Genomic DNA, 13672 nt, shown 5'->3' with positions numbered 1-13672 from the left:
CGTCGCCGAAGGAGCTTCCCCAGCATGAGCAGCGAGCGCCTGGCCGCCCTCCTCGACGAGTACGCCGAGCTGGAGAAGCGGCTGGCGGACCCGGCCATCCACGCCGACCAGGGCGCCGCCCGCCGGGTCGGCCGTCGGTACGCCGAGCTGGTCCCGCTGCACAAGGCGGCCGGGGAGCTGGAGCAGGCCCGCGCCGACCTCGCCGCCGCCCGGGAGCTGGCCGCCGAGGACCCGTCCTTCGCGGCCGAGGCGGACTCGATCGCGGCGACCCTGCCGGCGCTGGAGGAGCGGCTGGCGGAGCTGCTGATCCCGCGCGACCCGCACGACGCCAAGGATGTGATCGTCGAGATCAAGGCCGGCGAGGGCGGTGAGGAGTCCGCGCTCTTCGCCGGTGACCTGCTGCGGATGTACACCCGGTACGCCGAGCGGCGCGGCTGGCTCACCGAGGTGATCGACGCGCAGGACTCGGACCTCGGCGGGGTGAAGGACGTCTCGCTGGCGATCAAGACCAAGGGCGTGCCGGAGGGTGGCAACGGCGTCTGGTCCCGGCTCAAGTGGGAGGGCGGCGTGCACCGGGTGCAGCGCGTCCCGGTCACCGAGTCGCAGGGCCGGATCCACACCAGCGCCGCCGGCGTGCTGGTGCTGCCCGAGGCCGAGGACGTCGACGTCACCATCGACCCGAACGACCTGCGGATCGACGTGTTCCGCTCGTCCGGGCCGGGCGGCCAGTCGGTGAACACCACCGACTCGGCGGTGCGGATCACCCACGTCCCGACCGGCATCGTGGTCTCCTGCCAGAACGAGAAGTCCCAGTTGCAGAACCGGGAGCAGGCGATGCGGATCCTGCGCGCCCGGCTGCTGGCCGCGGCCCAGGAGCAGGCCGACGCGGCCGCCTCGGACGCCCGCAAGGCGCAGGTGCGCACCGTGGACCGCTCGGAGCGCATCCGCACGTACAACTTCCCGCAGAACCGGATCACCGACCACCGGATCGGCTACACCGCGTACAACCTGGACCTGGCCCTCGCCGGCGACCTGGACGGCGTCCTCGACGCCCTCGCGGAGGCCGACCGCGCCGCCCGCCTGGCCGGCGACACGGAGCTGAGCCGCCGCTGACCGTCCGGTCGGCGGCGCCCGCCACCCGCGAACCCCGCCGCCGGACCGGTGCGGGCGGGTCAGGAGGCGCGGGGGCGGGTCTTCGCCCGGAGCATCTCGCGGTCGGCGGCCTCGAAGGCGGCGCTGAGGGCGTCGCGCAGGCCGGGGCCGGCGCCGCCCACCTCGGCGAAGCCGACGCTGACCCCGACCGGGGTGCCGGGCACCAGCGACTCCCAGTCCTCCGTGCGCACCGCGGCGTCGATCCGGCGACCCACCTCGGCCGCCTCGGCCATCCCGGCGTGCGGGAGCACCACCACGAACTCGTCGCCGCCGTAGCGCGCCACGAAGTCGCCCCGGCGCATCACCCGGTTGATCACCCCGGCGACGCGCTGGAGCACCAGGTCGCCGGAGTGGTGGCCGTGCCGGGTGTTGACCGCCTTGAAGCCGTCCAGGTCGCAGACGCCGATCACCACCCGGTCGCCGCCGGCGACCACCGTGGCGATGTAGCGCTCCAGCCGGCGCCGGTTGGGCAGCCCGGTCAGCGGGTCGGTCAGCGCCTCGCCCTCGAAGCGGGCCGCCTCGCGGCGCATCTCCTCGTGGTCGATGCGGGCCGCGATGCCGTCGATGTAGACGTCCCGGAGCCGGTCGTTGCGCTGGGCGGCCAGCCGGAACGCCAGCCGGTCGGCCCGGTGCGCCCCCGCGTGGTCGCCGGAGCGGGCCAGGGCGATGCTGCGCAGCCGCGCCGGCTCGGCCGCGCCCAGCGTCTCGCTGGAGATCTGGACGGTGTCCAACCGGGCGACCGCCTCGATGGGCCGCCCCTCCGCGACGGCCAGGCAGACCTGGCCGAGCTGGCGCATGTCGCGGGCCCGGGCGCTGTCCCCGCCGTGGCCGAGCAGCCGCGCCGGGGCGGCGTCCGTGCCGGCCTCCAGCCGGTCGCCGAGGGCTCCCCGCCGGGCGGCGGCGTAGCCGTACGCGGCCAGGCTGCTCGGGCGCAGCCTCCCGGCCCGGCCGCTGCGCAGGAACCGGTCCAGGTCGGCGGCGACGTCCCGCAGCACCCGCAGGCAGCCGTCGCTGTCGCCGTTGTGGTCCAGCGCCACCGCGTTGCGCAGCCGGATCCCCGGGGCGGCGAACGTCTCCTCCGGGATGCCGGCGGCCGTCCCGAGCTGCCGGGCCCGCTCGATCGCCCCGAGGGCGTAGCCGTGGAAGCTGAGGTAGGAGTAGGCCATCGCCAGGTCGTGCCAGCCCCACGCGGTGTCCCGGTCCGGGTCCGCCACCGCGCCCAGCGCCCGGGCGGCCTTCACCAGGTGGGTGACGCAGCGGTCCAGCGCGCCCTGGTGGTGCGCGGCGAGTGCCGCCAGCGCGTTGAGGTGCCCGTGCAGGTAGGGCTCGGCGAGGTCGCGGACCGCGCTGGAGGCCTCCTCGACGGCCCGCGTGTACTCGGCCGTCCGCCCGAGGTTGATCACCGCCGAGAGGCGCTGCACCAGGGCGTCGGCCCGCGCGTACGGGTCGGTGGTGGTGCCGATGACGCGCTCGAGGATCGCGTACGCCTCCGCGGAACGGCTGGACTCCTGCAACGCCCGCGACCGCGTCAGGGCGTCAACCTGGTCGGTGACCCGGTCGAGCCAACCCACCCGCGACCTCCCGTCGGTGTGCGCCCGGACGCATCCGCTCGTGATGTCCGCCGCGACGCCCCATGATTATCTCGTGACGACCGCGCCGCAACAGCCGTCCGAAGGGACGAGACGACAACGCCCTTCCGTGGCGGTGGCCCGGGCGGCACGGGCGCTCGCCGACGCCGGGATCGAGGCGGCCCGCGCCGAGGCCGAGCAGCTGGCCGCGTACGTGCTGGGGGTGCCCCGGGGGCGGCTGGCGCTGGCCGACGGCTTCACCGCCGAGCAGCTCGACCGGTTCGACGGGCTGGTCGCCCGGCGGGCCGACCGGGAGCCGTTGCAGCACCTCACCGGCGTCGCCGGCTTCCGGCACCTGGACCTGGCCGTCGGGCCGGGCGTCTTCGTGCCCCGGCCGGAGACCGAGCTGCTCGCCGGCTGGGGGATCGCGCGGGGCCGGGAGCTGGCCGCGCCGCTGGTGGTGGACCTGTGCAGCGGCTCGGGCGCCATCGCCCTGTCGGTCGCCCAGGAGCTGCCGGCGGCCCGGGTGGTGGCGGTGGAACGCTCGGCCGACGCCCTGCCCTGGCTGCGGCGCAACGCGGCCGCCCGCGCCGCGGCGGGGGACCGGCCGATCGAGGTGGTCGAGGCGGACGTCACCGCCCCGGACCTGCTGGCCGACCTCGTGGGCCGGGTCGACGTGCTGCTCTGCAATCCACCGTACGTGCCGTCCGACGTGCCCGTACCGCCTGAGGTGGGTCGGCACGACCCGGCGAGCGCGGTCTTCGGCGGGACGGACGGCCTGGCGGTGATCCGCCCGCTGGTCGTCCGGGCGGCGGCCCTGCTGCGCCCCGGCGGGGTGTTCGGCGTCGAGCACGACGACACGCACGGCACGGCGGTGCCCGACCTGCTGGCCGCGGACGGCCGGTTCGAGGCGGTCACCGACCACCGGGACCTGGCGGGGCGACCGCGCTTCGCGACCGCGTCCCGGCGGGCGGACGGCCCGCACGCCCGCGCCGACGCGGCGTGGCAGACTGACTCCTCGTGATGCTCTACGACTGCCGGTCGCCCGCCGACCGGGACCGCGGCATCGCCGCGGCCATCGAGGCGGTCAAGAACGGCGAACTGGTCGTCCTGCCGACCGACACGGTCTACGGGATCGGCGCGGACGCGTTCACCCCGTACGCGGTCAAGGCCCTGCTGGACGCCAAGGGCGGCCGCCACGTGCCGCCGCCGGTGCTGATCGGCTCCCGGCACACCCTCGACGGCCTGGTCTACTCGCTGCCCCAGGCGGCGCGCGACCTGGTGGAGGCGTTCTGGCCGGGCGCGCTGACCATCGTCGTCGAGCACTCGCCGAGCCTGCGCTGGGACCTGGGCGACACGTCCGGGACGGTGGCGGTGCGGATGCCGCTGCACCCGGTGGCGCTGGAGGTGCTGCGCGAGACCGGCCCGATGGCGGTCGCCTCGGCCAACAAGACGGGCCAGCCGGCCGCGCTCACCGCCGAGCAGGCCCGCGACCAGCTCGCGTACTCCGTCCGGGCCTACCTGGAGGCCGGCCCGTGCCCGGACCCGGTGCCGAGCACGATCGTCGACCTCACCGGCGAGGCGCCGCGGGTCCTCCGGCCGGGCGCGGTCCCGCTGGAGAAGCTGCGCGACGTGGTGCCGGACATCCTCGCCGGCCAGGGGGTCTGAGTGCCGCCGTTCACCGTGTTGCACGTCTGCATGGGCAACATCTGCCGGTCCCCGATGGCCGAGCGGCTGCTGGCCCTCGCCGTCCGGGAGCGGCTGGCCCGGCGGGAGGCCGACCCGGGCCGCGCCGACGAGCTGGTGCACAGCCACAGCGCCGGCACCGGCGGCTGGCACGCCGGCGAGGAGATGAACCCGCCGGCCGCCCGCCAGGTGACCAACCGGGGCGGCAGCGTCTCCGGGTTCGCCGCCCGCAAGCTCCGCTCGGACCACATCGACGCCGCCGACCTGGTGCTCACCGCCACGGCGGACCAGCAGGAGTACGTGGTGGCGCTGCGTCCGGACGCCGCGTCGCGCACGTTCGTGCTGGGTGAGTTCGGCCGGCTGCTCGCCGCGGTGGACGCGGCCGGGCTGCCCCCGGCGGAGGCCACCCCGGAGGGGGTGTACGCGCGCGGCGTGGCCCTGGTGGCCGCCGCCCACGCCGCCCGCCAGGGCGCCACCGCGCTGCCCACCGACGATCTCGACGACCCGTGGGGGCGCGGCGACCAGTGCTTCAGCCGGGTGGCCGACGAGATCGAGGAGACCGTCCACCCCCTGGCCGCCGCGCTCCTGCCGTAACGGGGGCCAGTCCTCGCGTGCGCGCCCGCTGTGACGGCGGCCAGTCCTCGCCCGCGCGCCGCCGTGACGGGCCGCTCGCCGTCGCGCTCCTGCCGTAACCCGCGCGAGGTACCCCGCGCGTGAGTTTCCTGCGGGTTTGGGGGAAAGGGGCGATGAAGAGGGGCTTTCGGGTCATTCTGGGTGGGTCCTGACCGGCTCCTGCGGGGAGAGCTGATGACCCGGGCACGCCTCGACAAACTGTTTACCGTACTGATCGCCGGCGTGCTCGCCGGCCTGGTGCTCGCGGCGGCGGCCCTCCCGGTCGCGCTGGTGTTCGGGGTCGGGTTCTCGGCGCTCGCCGCGCCGTACTCGGAGCTGCCCAACACGCTGCGCACGCCGCCGACGCCCCAACGGTCGAACCTCTACGCCAACGACGGCACCACCCTGATCACCTCCTTCTACCAGGAGGACCGGGTGGACGTGCCGCTGGCCGAGGTCGCGCCGGTGATGCGCCAGGCGATCATCGCGGCCGAGGACGCCCGGTTCCACGAGCACAGCGGGGTCGACCTGCGCGGCGTGGTGCGGGCCTTCACGGTCAACAAGGGGGCCGGGGAGACCCGGCAGGGCGCGTCCACGCTGACCATGCAGTACGTCCGCAACGTGCTCAGCAACGACCCCCGGCTCAGCGAGCGGCAGCGCGCCGCCGCCACCGAACTCACCACCGCCCGCAAGATCCAGGAGATGCGGTACGCGCTGGCCCTGGAGCGGGAGCTGACCAAGGACGAGATCCTCACCCGATACCTCAACATCGCCTACTTCGGCGCCGGGGCGTACGGGGTGGCCGCCGCGAGCAAGCGCTACTTCTCCAAGACGCCGGCGGACCTCACCCTGGCCGAGGCCGCGCTGTTGGCCGGGCTGGTCCGCTCGCCGCACTCCGACGACCCGATCAACGGCGACGCGGACGCGGCGCTCGCCCGCCGGGCGTACGTGCTCGACCGGCTGGTCGAGTCGGGGCACGTCCCGGCCGAGGCGGCGGCCCGGGCCGGGGCCGAGCAGTTGCGCCTGCGCCCCAGCCAGACGCCGAACGACTGCACGGCGGTGCCGGCCGAGCACAACGACTGGGGCTTCTTCTGCGACTGGTTCACCCGCTGGTGGAACGCCCAGCCGGCGTTCGGCGCGACCGTCGACGAGCGGCAGCTCACCCTGCGCCGGGGCGGCTTCTCCATCGTCTCCTCGCTCGACCCGGCGGTGCAGCGCGCCACCACCGAGCAGGTCCGCCGGATCTACCAGGTGGACGACCGCCGGGCGGCGCCGACGGCCGTGGTCCAGCCCGGCACGGGCCGGGTGCTCGCCATGGCGGTGAACCGGAACTACAGCGTGACGGGCAACCCGGCCGGACAGAAGAACCACCCGAACACGGTGAACCAGTTGGTCGCCGGGGGCGGGGCGATCGACGGCTACCAGGCCGGCTCGACGTTCAAGATCTTCACCATGCTGGCCGCGTTGGAGGCCGGGCTGCCGCTGAGCACCGAGTTCGACGCGCCGGGCCGGATCGTGACCGACTTCCCCGTGACCGGGTCGGCGAGCTGCGACGGGTACTGGTGCCCGAAGAACGCCAGCGCCTCGATGGACGGGCGGCACAGCATGTGGACCGCCTTCGGCGAGTCGGTCAACACGTACTTCGCGTGGCTGACCGAGCGGGTCGGCGCGGACCGGGTGGTGGAGATGGCCGAGCGGCTCGGAATCGTGTTCCGGGCCGAGGACGACGCCCGGCTGGCCCGCCACGGCGCGCGCGAGTGGGGCCCGTTCACCCTCGGCGTCTCGGCCACCACGCCGCTCGACCTCGCCGGCGCGTACGCGGCGGTGGCGGCCGAGGGGACGTGGTGCGCGCCGCTGCCGGTCGTCTCGATCGCCGACGCGGCCGGCCGCCCGGTGGCCGCCGCGCAGCCGGACTGCCGGCAGGTGGTCGACCCGGACGTGGCCCGGGCGGCGGCGGACGCGGCCCGCTGCCCCGTCGGCGACCAGTCGATGTACCGGGAGTGCGCCGGCGGCACCGCCACGGGGCTGCGCCGGCAGCTCGGCCGGCCGGTCGCCGGCAAGACCGGCAGCTCGGACGGGTACGCGACCGAGACCGTGGTCGCCTTCACCCCGCAACTGGTGGTCGCCTCGATCGCCGCCAACCCCGACGACCCGCGCGACACGGTCGGCCGGCGGGTGCAGCGCCAACTCGTCGAGGCGGTGGGCGAGGTGCTCTCCTTCACCCTGCGCGACCAGCCGGTCCGCGACTTCGTGCCGCCCAGCGAGCTGATCGCCTTCCAGGTCTCCGGCGCCCGCACCGGCAACTGAGCCGGCCGCCCGCCGGGGCGTGACCGGCCGCGCGGACGGCCCGGACGAGGGGAGCCGCACGGGTGGATCGCGCGCGGCGGCGCGGACGAGGGGATCCGCACGGGTGGATCGCGCGCGGTGGTCGCCGGTCAGCGGCGTCCGGACGACACGGCCGGTCGGTGGGCCGCCTGCTCCGCGCCCCGGGCGATGTTGCGGGCCATCCCGCCGAAGACCACCGCGTGGAAGGGCGCGACGGCCCCCCAGTAGGCGTGCCCGGCCAGTCCGCGGGGCAGGAACACCGCCCGCTGGTGGTATCGGCTGCGCCCGCCGTCGAGCGGGATCACCCGCATCTCCAGCCAGGCCCGGCCGGGCAGCCGCATCTCGGCGCGCAGCCGCAGCAGCTCGCCCGGCACGATCTCCTCCACCCGCCAGAAGTCGAGCGCCTCGCCGACCCGGAGGCGGTGCGGGTCGCGCCGGCCGCGGCGCAGCCCGACGCCGCCGACCAGGCGGTCCAGCCAGCCCCGGGCCGACCAGGCCAACGGGAACGAGTACCAGCCGTGCTCCCCGCCGACGCCCTCGACGACGCGCCACAGGGCGTCCGGCGGCGCGTGGACGGCCCGCTCGCGCACGTCGGTGTAGGCGGTGCCGCCGGACCACTGCGGGTCGGTGGGCAGCGGCTCGGCGGGCGCGTCCGGGCCGCTCGCCGTCGACCAGCGGGTCTCCACCTCGCCGTCGCGCACCTTCGCCAGGGCCATGGCGACCGCCTCGTCGAAGCCGGTCAGCCCCTGCGGCGGGTCCGGAACGTACGCCGCGATGTCGTGCTCGCGGGCGACGGCCTCGTGGACGAGGCTCTCCACCAGCGGCCGGGCGATCGCGTTCGGCACCGGGGTGACCAGCCCGACCCAGTACGAGGAGAGCGACGGGGTCAGCGGCCGCACCGGCAGGATGACCCGCCGGCGCAGCCCGGCGACCCGCGCGTAGCGCTGCATCATGTCCTGGAAGGTGAGGATGTCCGGCCCGCCGATGTCGAAGCCGCGGTTGACCTCCGGCGGCAGGTCCGCGCAGCCGACCAGGTAGCGCAGCACGTCGCGGACGGCGATCGGCTGGATCCGGTTGCGGACCCAGCGCGGGGTGACCATGCCCGGCAGCCGCTCGGTCAGGTAGCGCAGCATCTCGAACGAGGCCGATCCGGATCCGATGATCACCGCCGCCCGCAGCACCGCCGTCGGCACCCCGCTGTCGAGCAGGATCCGCCCGACCTCGGCCCGGGACCGCAGGTGCGCCGACGGGACGTGGCGACCCGCTGCCGGCTCCGGCCCGCCGAGGTAGACGATCCGGCGTACGCCGGCGGCGCGGGCCGCGGTCGCGAAGTTGGCCGCGGCCTCCCGGTCGGCGGCCTCGAAGCCGGCCTGCCCGAGCGAGTGGACCAGGTAGTAGGCGACGTCGACGCCCTCGAACGCGGCCGGCAGTGTCTCCGGTCTGCGCAGGTCGCCCTCGGCGATCTCGGCCCGCGCCGTCCACGGCACGTCCCGTAGCCGGCCGGCTTTGCGGGCGAGGCAGCGCACCGCGTGCCCCTCGGCCAGCAGCCGGGGCGCGAGCCGCCCGCCGATGTAACCCGTCGCTCCGGTGACCAGGCATCTCACGGCCTCCAGTGTGCGGCCCAATAGACTCTGGCGTTGTGGCTATTGAGACGAGCACCTTCTGGGGGCCGGACTTCGAGCAGCTCCGCGCGACGGACCCGGAGATCGCCGGGGTGGTGCTCGGCGAGCTGGACCGGCTCCGGGGCGGCCTGCAACTGATCGCCAGCGAGAACCTCACCTCGCCGGCGGTACTGGCGGCGCTCGGCTCCACCCTGACCAACAAGTACGCCGAGGGCTATCCGGGCCGGCGCTACTACGGCGGCTGCGCCGAGGTGGACCGGGCCGAGGAGATCGGCATCGCCCGGGCGAAGGAGCTCTTCGGCGCCGAGCACGCCAACCTCCAGCCGCACTCCGGCGCGAGTGCCAACCTGGCCGCGTACGCCGCGCTGGTGCAGCCGGGGGACACCGTGCTCGCCATGGACCTGCCGCACGGCGGCCACCTCACCCACGGCAGCCGGGTGAACTTCTCCGGCAAGTGGTTCCACACCGTCGGCTACACCGTCCGGCGGGACACCGAGCTGATCGACTACGACGAGGTGCGCGACCTGGCCCTCGCGCACCGTCCCAAGATGATCATATGCGGGGCCACGGCGTATCCCCGGTTGATCGACTTCCCGCGGTTCCGCGAGATCGCCGACGAGGTCGGGGCGTACCTGATGGTGGACGCGGCGCACTTCGTCGGGCTGGTCGCGGGGAAGGTCGTCCCGTCGCCGGTGCCGCACGCCGACGTCGTCTGCGCCACCACGCACAAGGTGCTGCGCGGGCCGCGCGGCGGCATGATCCTCTGTCGGGAGTCGCTGGCCCAGCGGATCGACAAGGCGGTCTTCCCGTTCACCCAGGGCGGGCCGCTGATGCACGCCGTCGCGGCCAAGGCCGTCGCGCTGCGCGAGGCCGCCCAGCCCGAGTTCCGGGCGTACGCCGCCCAGGTGGTGAGCAACGCCCAGGCGCTCGCCGCCGGGCTGGCCGCCGAGGGCATGCGCCCGGTCTCCGGGGGCACCGACACCCACCTCGCCCTGATCGACCTGCGCGAGGCCGGGGTGACCGGCGCGGACGCCGAGGCGCGCTGCGACGCCGCCGGCATCACCCTGAACAAGAACGCCATCCCGTACGACCCGCAGAAGCCGATGGTCGCCTCCGGCATCCGCGTCGGCACCCCGAGCGTGACCACGCAGGGGATGCGGGAGGGGGAGATGCACCGGATCGCCGGGCTGATCGCCCGCGCCGTGCGCACCGACCCCGCCGCCCCCGGGGGCACAGCCGAGCTGACCCGGATCGCATCCGAGGTGACCGCCCTGGTCGCCGACTTCCCGGCGTACCCCCGTGGCTGAGCCCGGGGTGCGCGAGCCGGTGGCGACCGCGGCGGCCGACCGGCGTTGGCGGCTGCGGCACCTGCCGGTCCTGCTGGCGGCCACCGGCCTGCTGGTCGCGGTGGCCGCGCTGGTCGGCGCGCTGACCGGCGGCGCGGAGGCGGCGCTGGGCGCGGCGGCCGGAGTCGGTGTCACGGCGGCCAGCTACACCCTGACGACCGTGGTGCTGGCCTGGGCCGACTCGGTGAACCCGCAGCTCGTGCTCCCGTTCGGCCTCGGCCTGTACGCGGCCAAGATGACCCTGCTCGGCGTCGTGCTGGTGGCCGTGGCGTCGACCGGCTGGCCGGGGCTGATCCCGCTCTGCCTGGGCATCGCCGCCGGGGTGGCGGTGTGGACCGGCGTGCACATCTGGTGGCTCACCACCGTGCACGCCCGACGCGTCCGTCCCTGAGCGGCGCCGTCGTCCCTGAGCGGCGCCGTCCCACACATCGGACGGCACGCGAACGTGTCGTGTACCGGTCGTTTCCAGGTTGGCGGAAGGGGAGTAGCGTGCCCACAGACGACGCTGCCCGCCAGAGGCCCACACAACGACGGTTGTGCGGGGGGCGAGGCACAGCCTCGTAATCCCGACTGATATCGTTCGCCCCGTCATGGCTGGTGACCAAACCCCCCGACCCAGCGGCGGCCCGGACGACGTTCCGCCCGGCGCCGGCCAGGGTTGGACCGCGCTCAGCTATCTGATCGCGGGCATGCTCGTGTGGGGCTTCATCGGCTGGCTGGTCGACCAGTGGCTCGACTCCGGGGGCGTCGCCACCGGGATCGGCGTCGTGCTCGGCATGGCCGGGGGAATCATCCTGGTCGTCCGCAAGCTCGGCACGCCTACTTAGGAAGGGACGCGGTGTTCGGACAGGCGAACGTCCTGGCACAGGGCGAGGCAGCATTCCCACCCAGCGTGGACGACTTCTACCTGCCCAGCATCCTCCCGTGGGGTGCGGAGAACTCCTACTGGTTCACCAAGATCACGGCGATGGTCTGGCTGGCCGTCGGCGTCCTGATCATCTACTTCCTGGTCAGCTACCGTAAGCCGCAGCTGGTCCCCACGAAGAAGCAGTGGCTCGCCGAGTCGATCTACGGCTTCGTGCGCAACAACATCGCGGTCGACATGATCGGGCACGCGGGTGTGCGGTTCGCGCCGTACTTCACCACGCTGTTCCTGTTCATCCTGCTGACCAACTTCTTCGCGATCGTGCCGGGCCTGCAGATCTCGCCGAACTCGCACATCGCCTTCCCGGCGATCCTCGCGGTGATCAGCTACGTGCTCTTCATCTACGCCGGCATCCGGCACCACGGCGCGGGGAAGTTCATCAAGAACTCGCTCATCCCGCCGGCGCCCTGGTACATCCTGCCGCTGCTGATCCCGATCGAGTTCTTCTCGACCTTCCTCGTCCGGCCGTTCTCGCTGGCCGTGCGTCTCTTCGCGAACATGTTCGCCGGCCACATGCTCCTGCTGGTCTTCACGCTCGGCGGCTTCGCGATGTTGAACGCGAACGCCTGGCTGGCGCCGGTCTCGCTGCTGTCCTGGGTGATGACCGTCGCGCTGACCTTCCTCGAGTTCCTGGTGATCTGCCTGCAGGCGTACGTCTTCACGGTCCTGACCGCGAGCTACGTGCAGGGCGCGCTCGCCGACGAGCACTGATTCATCCCGCACCAACCGTTGTCGTCCCGCGTGACCGTCACGCGTGATAACCAGGAGGAACCAACCAATGGACGTTCTCGCCGCGGTAGAGGGCAGCACCGCCGCCATCGGCTACGGCCTTGCCGCCATCGGCCCGGGTATCGGCGTCGGCCTGGTCTTCGCCGCCTACATCCAGTCGACCGCCCGTCAGCCGGAGTCGTCCCGGATGACCCTGCCGTACGTCTGGATCGGCTTCGCCGTCATCGAGGCGCTCGCCCTGCTGGGCATCGCGTTCGGCTTCATCTGGGCCGGCTGACCCCCGCCCCTCGGACCGGGAGGTAACCCATGTACCACCTGCTCGCCGCAGAGGGTGGTGAGTCGGCGCACAACCCGATCCTGCCCATCTGGCAGGAGATCGTGGTCGGCACGATCGCCTTCGCGATCCTCTGCTTCGTGCTGATGAAGTTCGTCTTCCCCCGGATGGAGCAGACGTTCCAGGCGCGGGTCGACGCGATCGAGGGTGGCATCAAGCGCGCCGAGGCCGCCCAGGCCGAGGCCAACCAGCTGCTCGAGCAGTACCGCGCGCAGCTCGCCGAGGCGCGCACCGACGCCGCCAAGATCCGGGACGACGCCCGGGCCGACGCCGAGGGCATCCGCCAGGACATCCTCGCCAAGGCGCGGGAGGAGTCCGACCGGATCATCGCGGCCGGCAAGGAGCAGCTCGCCGCCGAGCGGGCCACCATCGTGCGCGAGCTGCGCACCGAGGTGGGCACCATCGCGGTGGACCTGGCCAGCAAGATCGTCGGTGAGTCGCTCGCCGACGAGGCGCGTCGCAAGGGCACCGTCGACCGGTTCCTGAGCGGTCTCGAGAGCACGGGGGCCCGCTGATGCAGGCCGCCAGCCGGGAGTCGTACAAGGTCGCGGCCGAGCGCCTCGACGCGTACGTCCGCGGCGCGGAGCCGTCGGCGGTGGCCACCACCGCCGACGAACTCCTCTCCGTCGCCGACCTGCTGCGGCGCGAGCCGCGGCTGCGCCGGGCGCTCTCCGACCCGGCCCGCTCGGCCGCGGACCGCGCCGCCCTGCTCGGCGAGGTGCTCCGCGGCAAGATCAGCGCCGAGGCGTTGGACCTGCTCGCCGCGCTGGTCTCCGGCCGGTGGTCGGCGCCGTCGGAACTGCTCGACGCCGCCGAGCGGCTGGGCATCGACGCGCTCCTGGCGAGCGCGGACTCCGCGGGCGAGCTGGGCGAGGTCGAGGACGAGCTGTTCCGCTTCGGGCAGGTCGTCGCCGGTTCGCCGGAACTGTCCAGCGCGCTGTCCAACCCGACCGCCCCCGCCGCCCGGCGGGGGATGCTGGTCGACCAGTTGCTCGCCGGCAAGGCCCGGCCGGTCACCGGCTACCTCGTCGGGGTCGCGCTCGCCGGCTTCGGCGGACGCAACTTCGCCGGGGCGCTCACCCGGCTGGTCGAGCTTGCCGCCGACCGGCGGGACCGGCAGGTGGCGTACGTGACCGTCGCGGCCCCGTTGAGCGAGGAGGAGGAGCGCCGGCTGGGCGCGAGCCTCTCCGCGATATACGGTCGAGAGGTTTCCGTCAAGCAGACGGTGGACCCCGAAGTTCTCGGTGGCGTGAGCGTGCGGGTCGGCTCCGACCTGTACGACGGCACCGTCCTGCGCCGCCTCAACGAGAGCCGCAACGCGCTCGCGAAGCGCTGAGCGGCCCTGCCGCCCAGCGCCCTGATAGACGCCATTC

The 13672-nt window shown here is 74.2% G+C and carries 14 protein-coding genes; 12 read left to right on the top strand and 2 right to left on the bottom strand.

Annotated elements, in window-relative coordinates; translation table 11 throughout:
• Positions 1–24: 24 nt before the first annotated feature.
• Positions 25–1113 carry a peptide chain release factor 1 gene (prfA, locus tag ACSNOB_RS12300; RefSeq protein ID WP_436686775.1) on the top strand — a complete coding sequence of 363 codons (1089 nt, stop codon included), beginning with the start codon at positions 25–27 and terminating at the stop codon, positions 1111–1113.
• Positions 1114–1172: 59 nt separating this feature from the next.
• Here prfA and ACSNOB_RS12295 read toward each other — a convergent pair whose 3' ends face one another.
• Complete coding sequence (locus ACSNOB_RS12295) at positions 1173–2723, bottom strand: GGDEF domain-containing protein (protein WP_436686774.1); 1551 nt, start codon at positions 2721–2723, stop codon at positions 1173–1175.
• Between the two features lie 73 nt (positions 2724–2796).
• Between ACSNOB_RS12295 and prmC the strand changes: the two genes are divergently transcribed.
• From prmC to ACSNOB_RS12275, 4 genes are all read left to right on the top strand, one after another.
• Positions 2797–3744 carry a peptide chain release factor N(5)-glutamine methyltransferase gene (prmC, locus tag ACSNOB_RS12290; RefSeq protein WP_436686773.1) on the top strand — a complete coding sequence of 316 codons (948 nt, stop codon included), beginning with the start codon at positions 2797–2799 and terminating at the stop codon, positions 3742–3744.
• Entirely contained in the window at positions 3744–4388 is a 645-nt protein-coding gene (locus ACSNOB_RS12285; protein WP_436686794.1) for an L-threonylcarbamoyladenylate synthase, read from the top strand. The genes prmC and ACSNOB_RS12285 overlap by 1 nt, the downstream gene beginning before the upstream one ends.
• Entirely contained in the window at positions 4389–5000 is a 612-nt protein-coding gene (locus ACSNOB_RS12280) for a phosphotyrosine protein phosphatase (RefSeq protein WP_436686772.1), read from the top strand.
• Between the two features lie 213 nt (positions 5001–5213).
• Positions 5214–7325 (top strand): transglycosylase domain-containing protein, encoded by a 2112-nt coding sequence (locus ACSNOB_RS12275; protein WP_436686771.1) that lies wholly within the window; start codon positions 5214–5216, stop codon positions 7323–7325.
• A 128-nt stretch (positions 7326–7453) separates the two neighbouring features.
• On the opposite strand, the gene ACSNOB_RS12270 is transcribed toward ACSNOB_RS12275, so the two are convergent.
• On the bottom strand, positions 7454–8947 hold the full coding sequence (locus ACSNOB_RS12270; protein ID WP_436686770.1) for an SDR family oxidoreductase: 1494 nt from the start codon (positions 8945–8947) through the stop codon (positions 7454–7456).
• 35 nt (positions 8948–8982) lie between these two features.
• Between ACSNOB_RS12270 and glyA the strand changes: the two genes are divergently transcribed.
• The 7 genes from glyA to ACSNOB_RS12235 all read left to right on the top strand — a co-directional run bounded on the left by glyA (position 8983) and on the right by ACSNOB_RS12235 (position 13635).
• Positions 8983–10272 (top strand): serine hydroxymethyltransferase, encoded by a 1290-nt coding sequence (gene glyA, locus ACSNOB_RS12265; protein WP_436686769.1) that lies wholly within the window; start codon positions 8983–8985, stop codon positions 10270–10272.
• Complete coding sequence (locus ACSNOB_RS12260) at positions 10265–10702, top strand: hypothetical protein (RefSeq protein WP_436686768.1); 438 nt, start codon at positions 10265–10267, stop codon at positions 10700–10702. Before glyA ends, ACSNOB_RS12260 begins: the two co-directional genes overlap by 8 nt.
• A gap of 199 nt (positions 10703–10901) precedes the next feature.
• Positions 10902–11138, top strand: coding sequence for an AtpZ/AtpI family protein (locus ACSNOB_RS12255; protein ID WP_393109578.1), 237 nt, complete (start codon positions 10902–10904; stop codon positions 11136–11138).
• Positions 11139–11149: 11 nt separating this feature from the next.
• On the top strand, positions 11150–11947 hold the full coding sequence (gene atpB / locus ACSNOB_RS12250; protein WP_393109580.1) for a F0F1 ATP synthase subunit A: 798 nt from the start codon (positions 11150–11152) through the stop codon (positions 11945–11947).
• 67 nt (positions 11948–12014) lie between these two features.
• Positions 12015–12242: a F0F1 ATP synthase subunit C gene (locus tag ACSNOB_RS12245; RefSeq protein WP_393109582.1), complete on the top strand. Its 228-nt coding sequence runs from the start codon at positions 12015–12017 to the stop codon at positions 12240–12242.
• 29 nt (positions 12243–12271) lie between these two features.
• Positions 12272–12814: a F0F1 ATP synthase subunit B gene (locus ACSNOB_RS12240; protein WP_393109584.1), complete on the top strand. Its 543-nt coding sequence runs from the start codon at positions 12272–12274 to the stop codon at positions 12812–12814.
• Positions 12814–13635, top strand: a complete 822-nt coding sequence (locus ACSNOB_RS12235) for a F0F1 ATP synthase subunit delta (RefSeq protein WP_436686767.1) — start codon at positions 12814–12816, stop codon at positions 13633–13635. Before ACSNOB_RS12240 ends, ACSNOB_RS12235 begins: the two co-directional genes overlap by 1 nt.
• Positions 13636–13672 lie beyond the last annotated feature (37 nt).

Origin of the sequence: Micromonospora sp. URMC 106, assembly GCF_051386395.1 — a bacterium.
Taxonomy (GTDB): Bacteria; Actinomycetota; Actinomycetes; order Mycobacteriales; family Micromonosporaceae; genus Micromonospora.
This window is presented reverse-complemented; position numbering and strand designations above follow the sequence as displayed.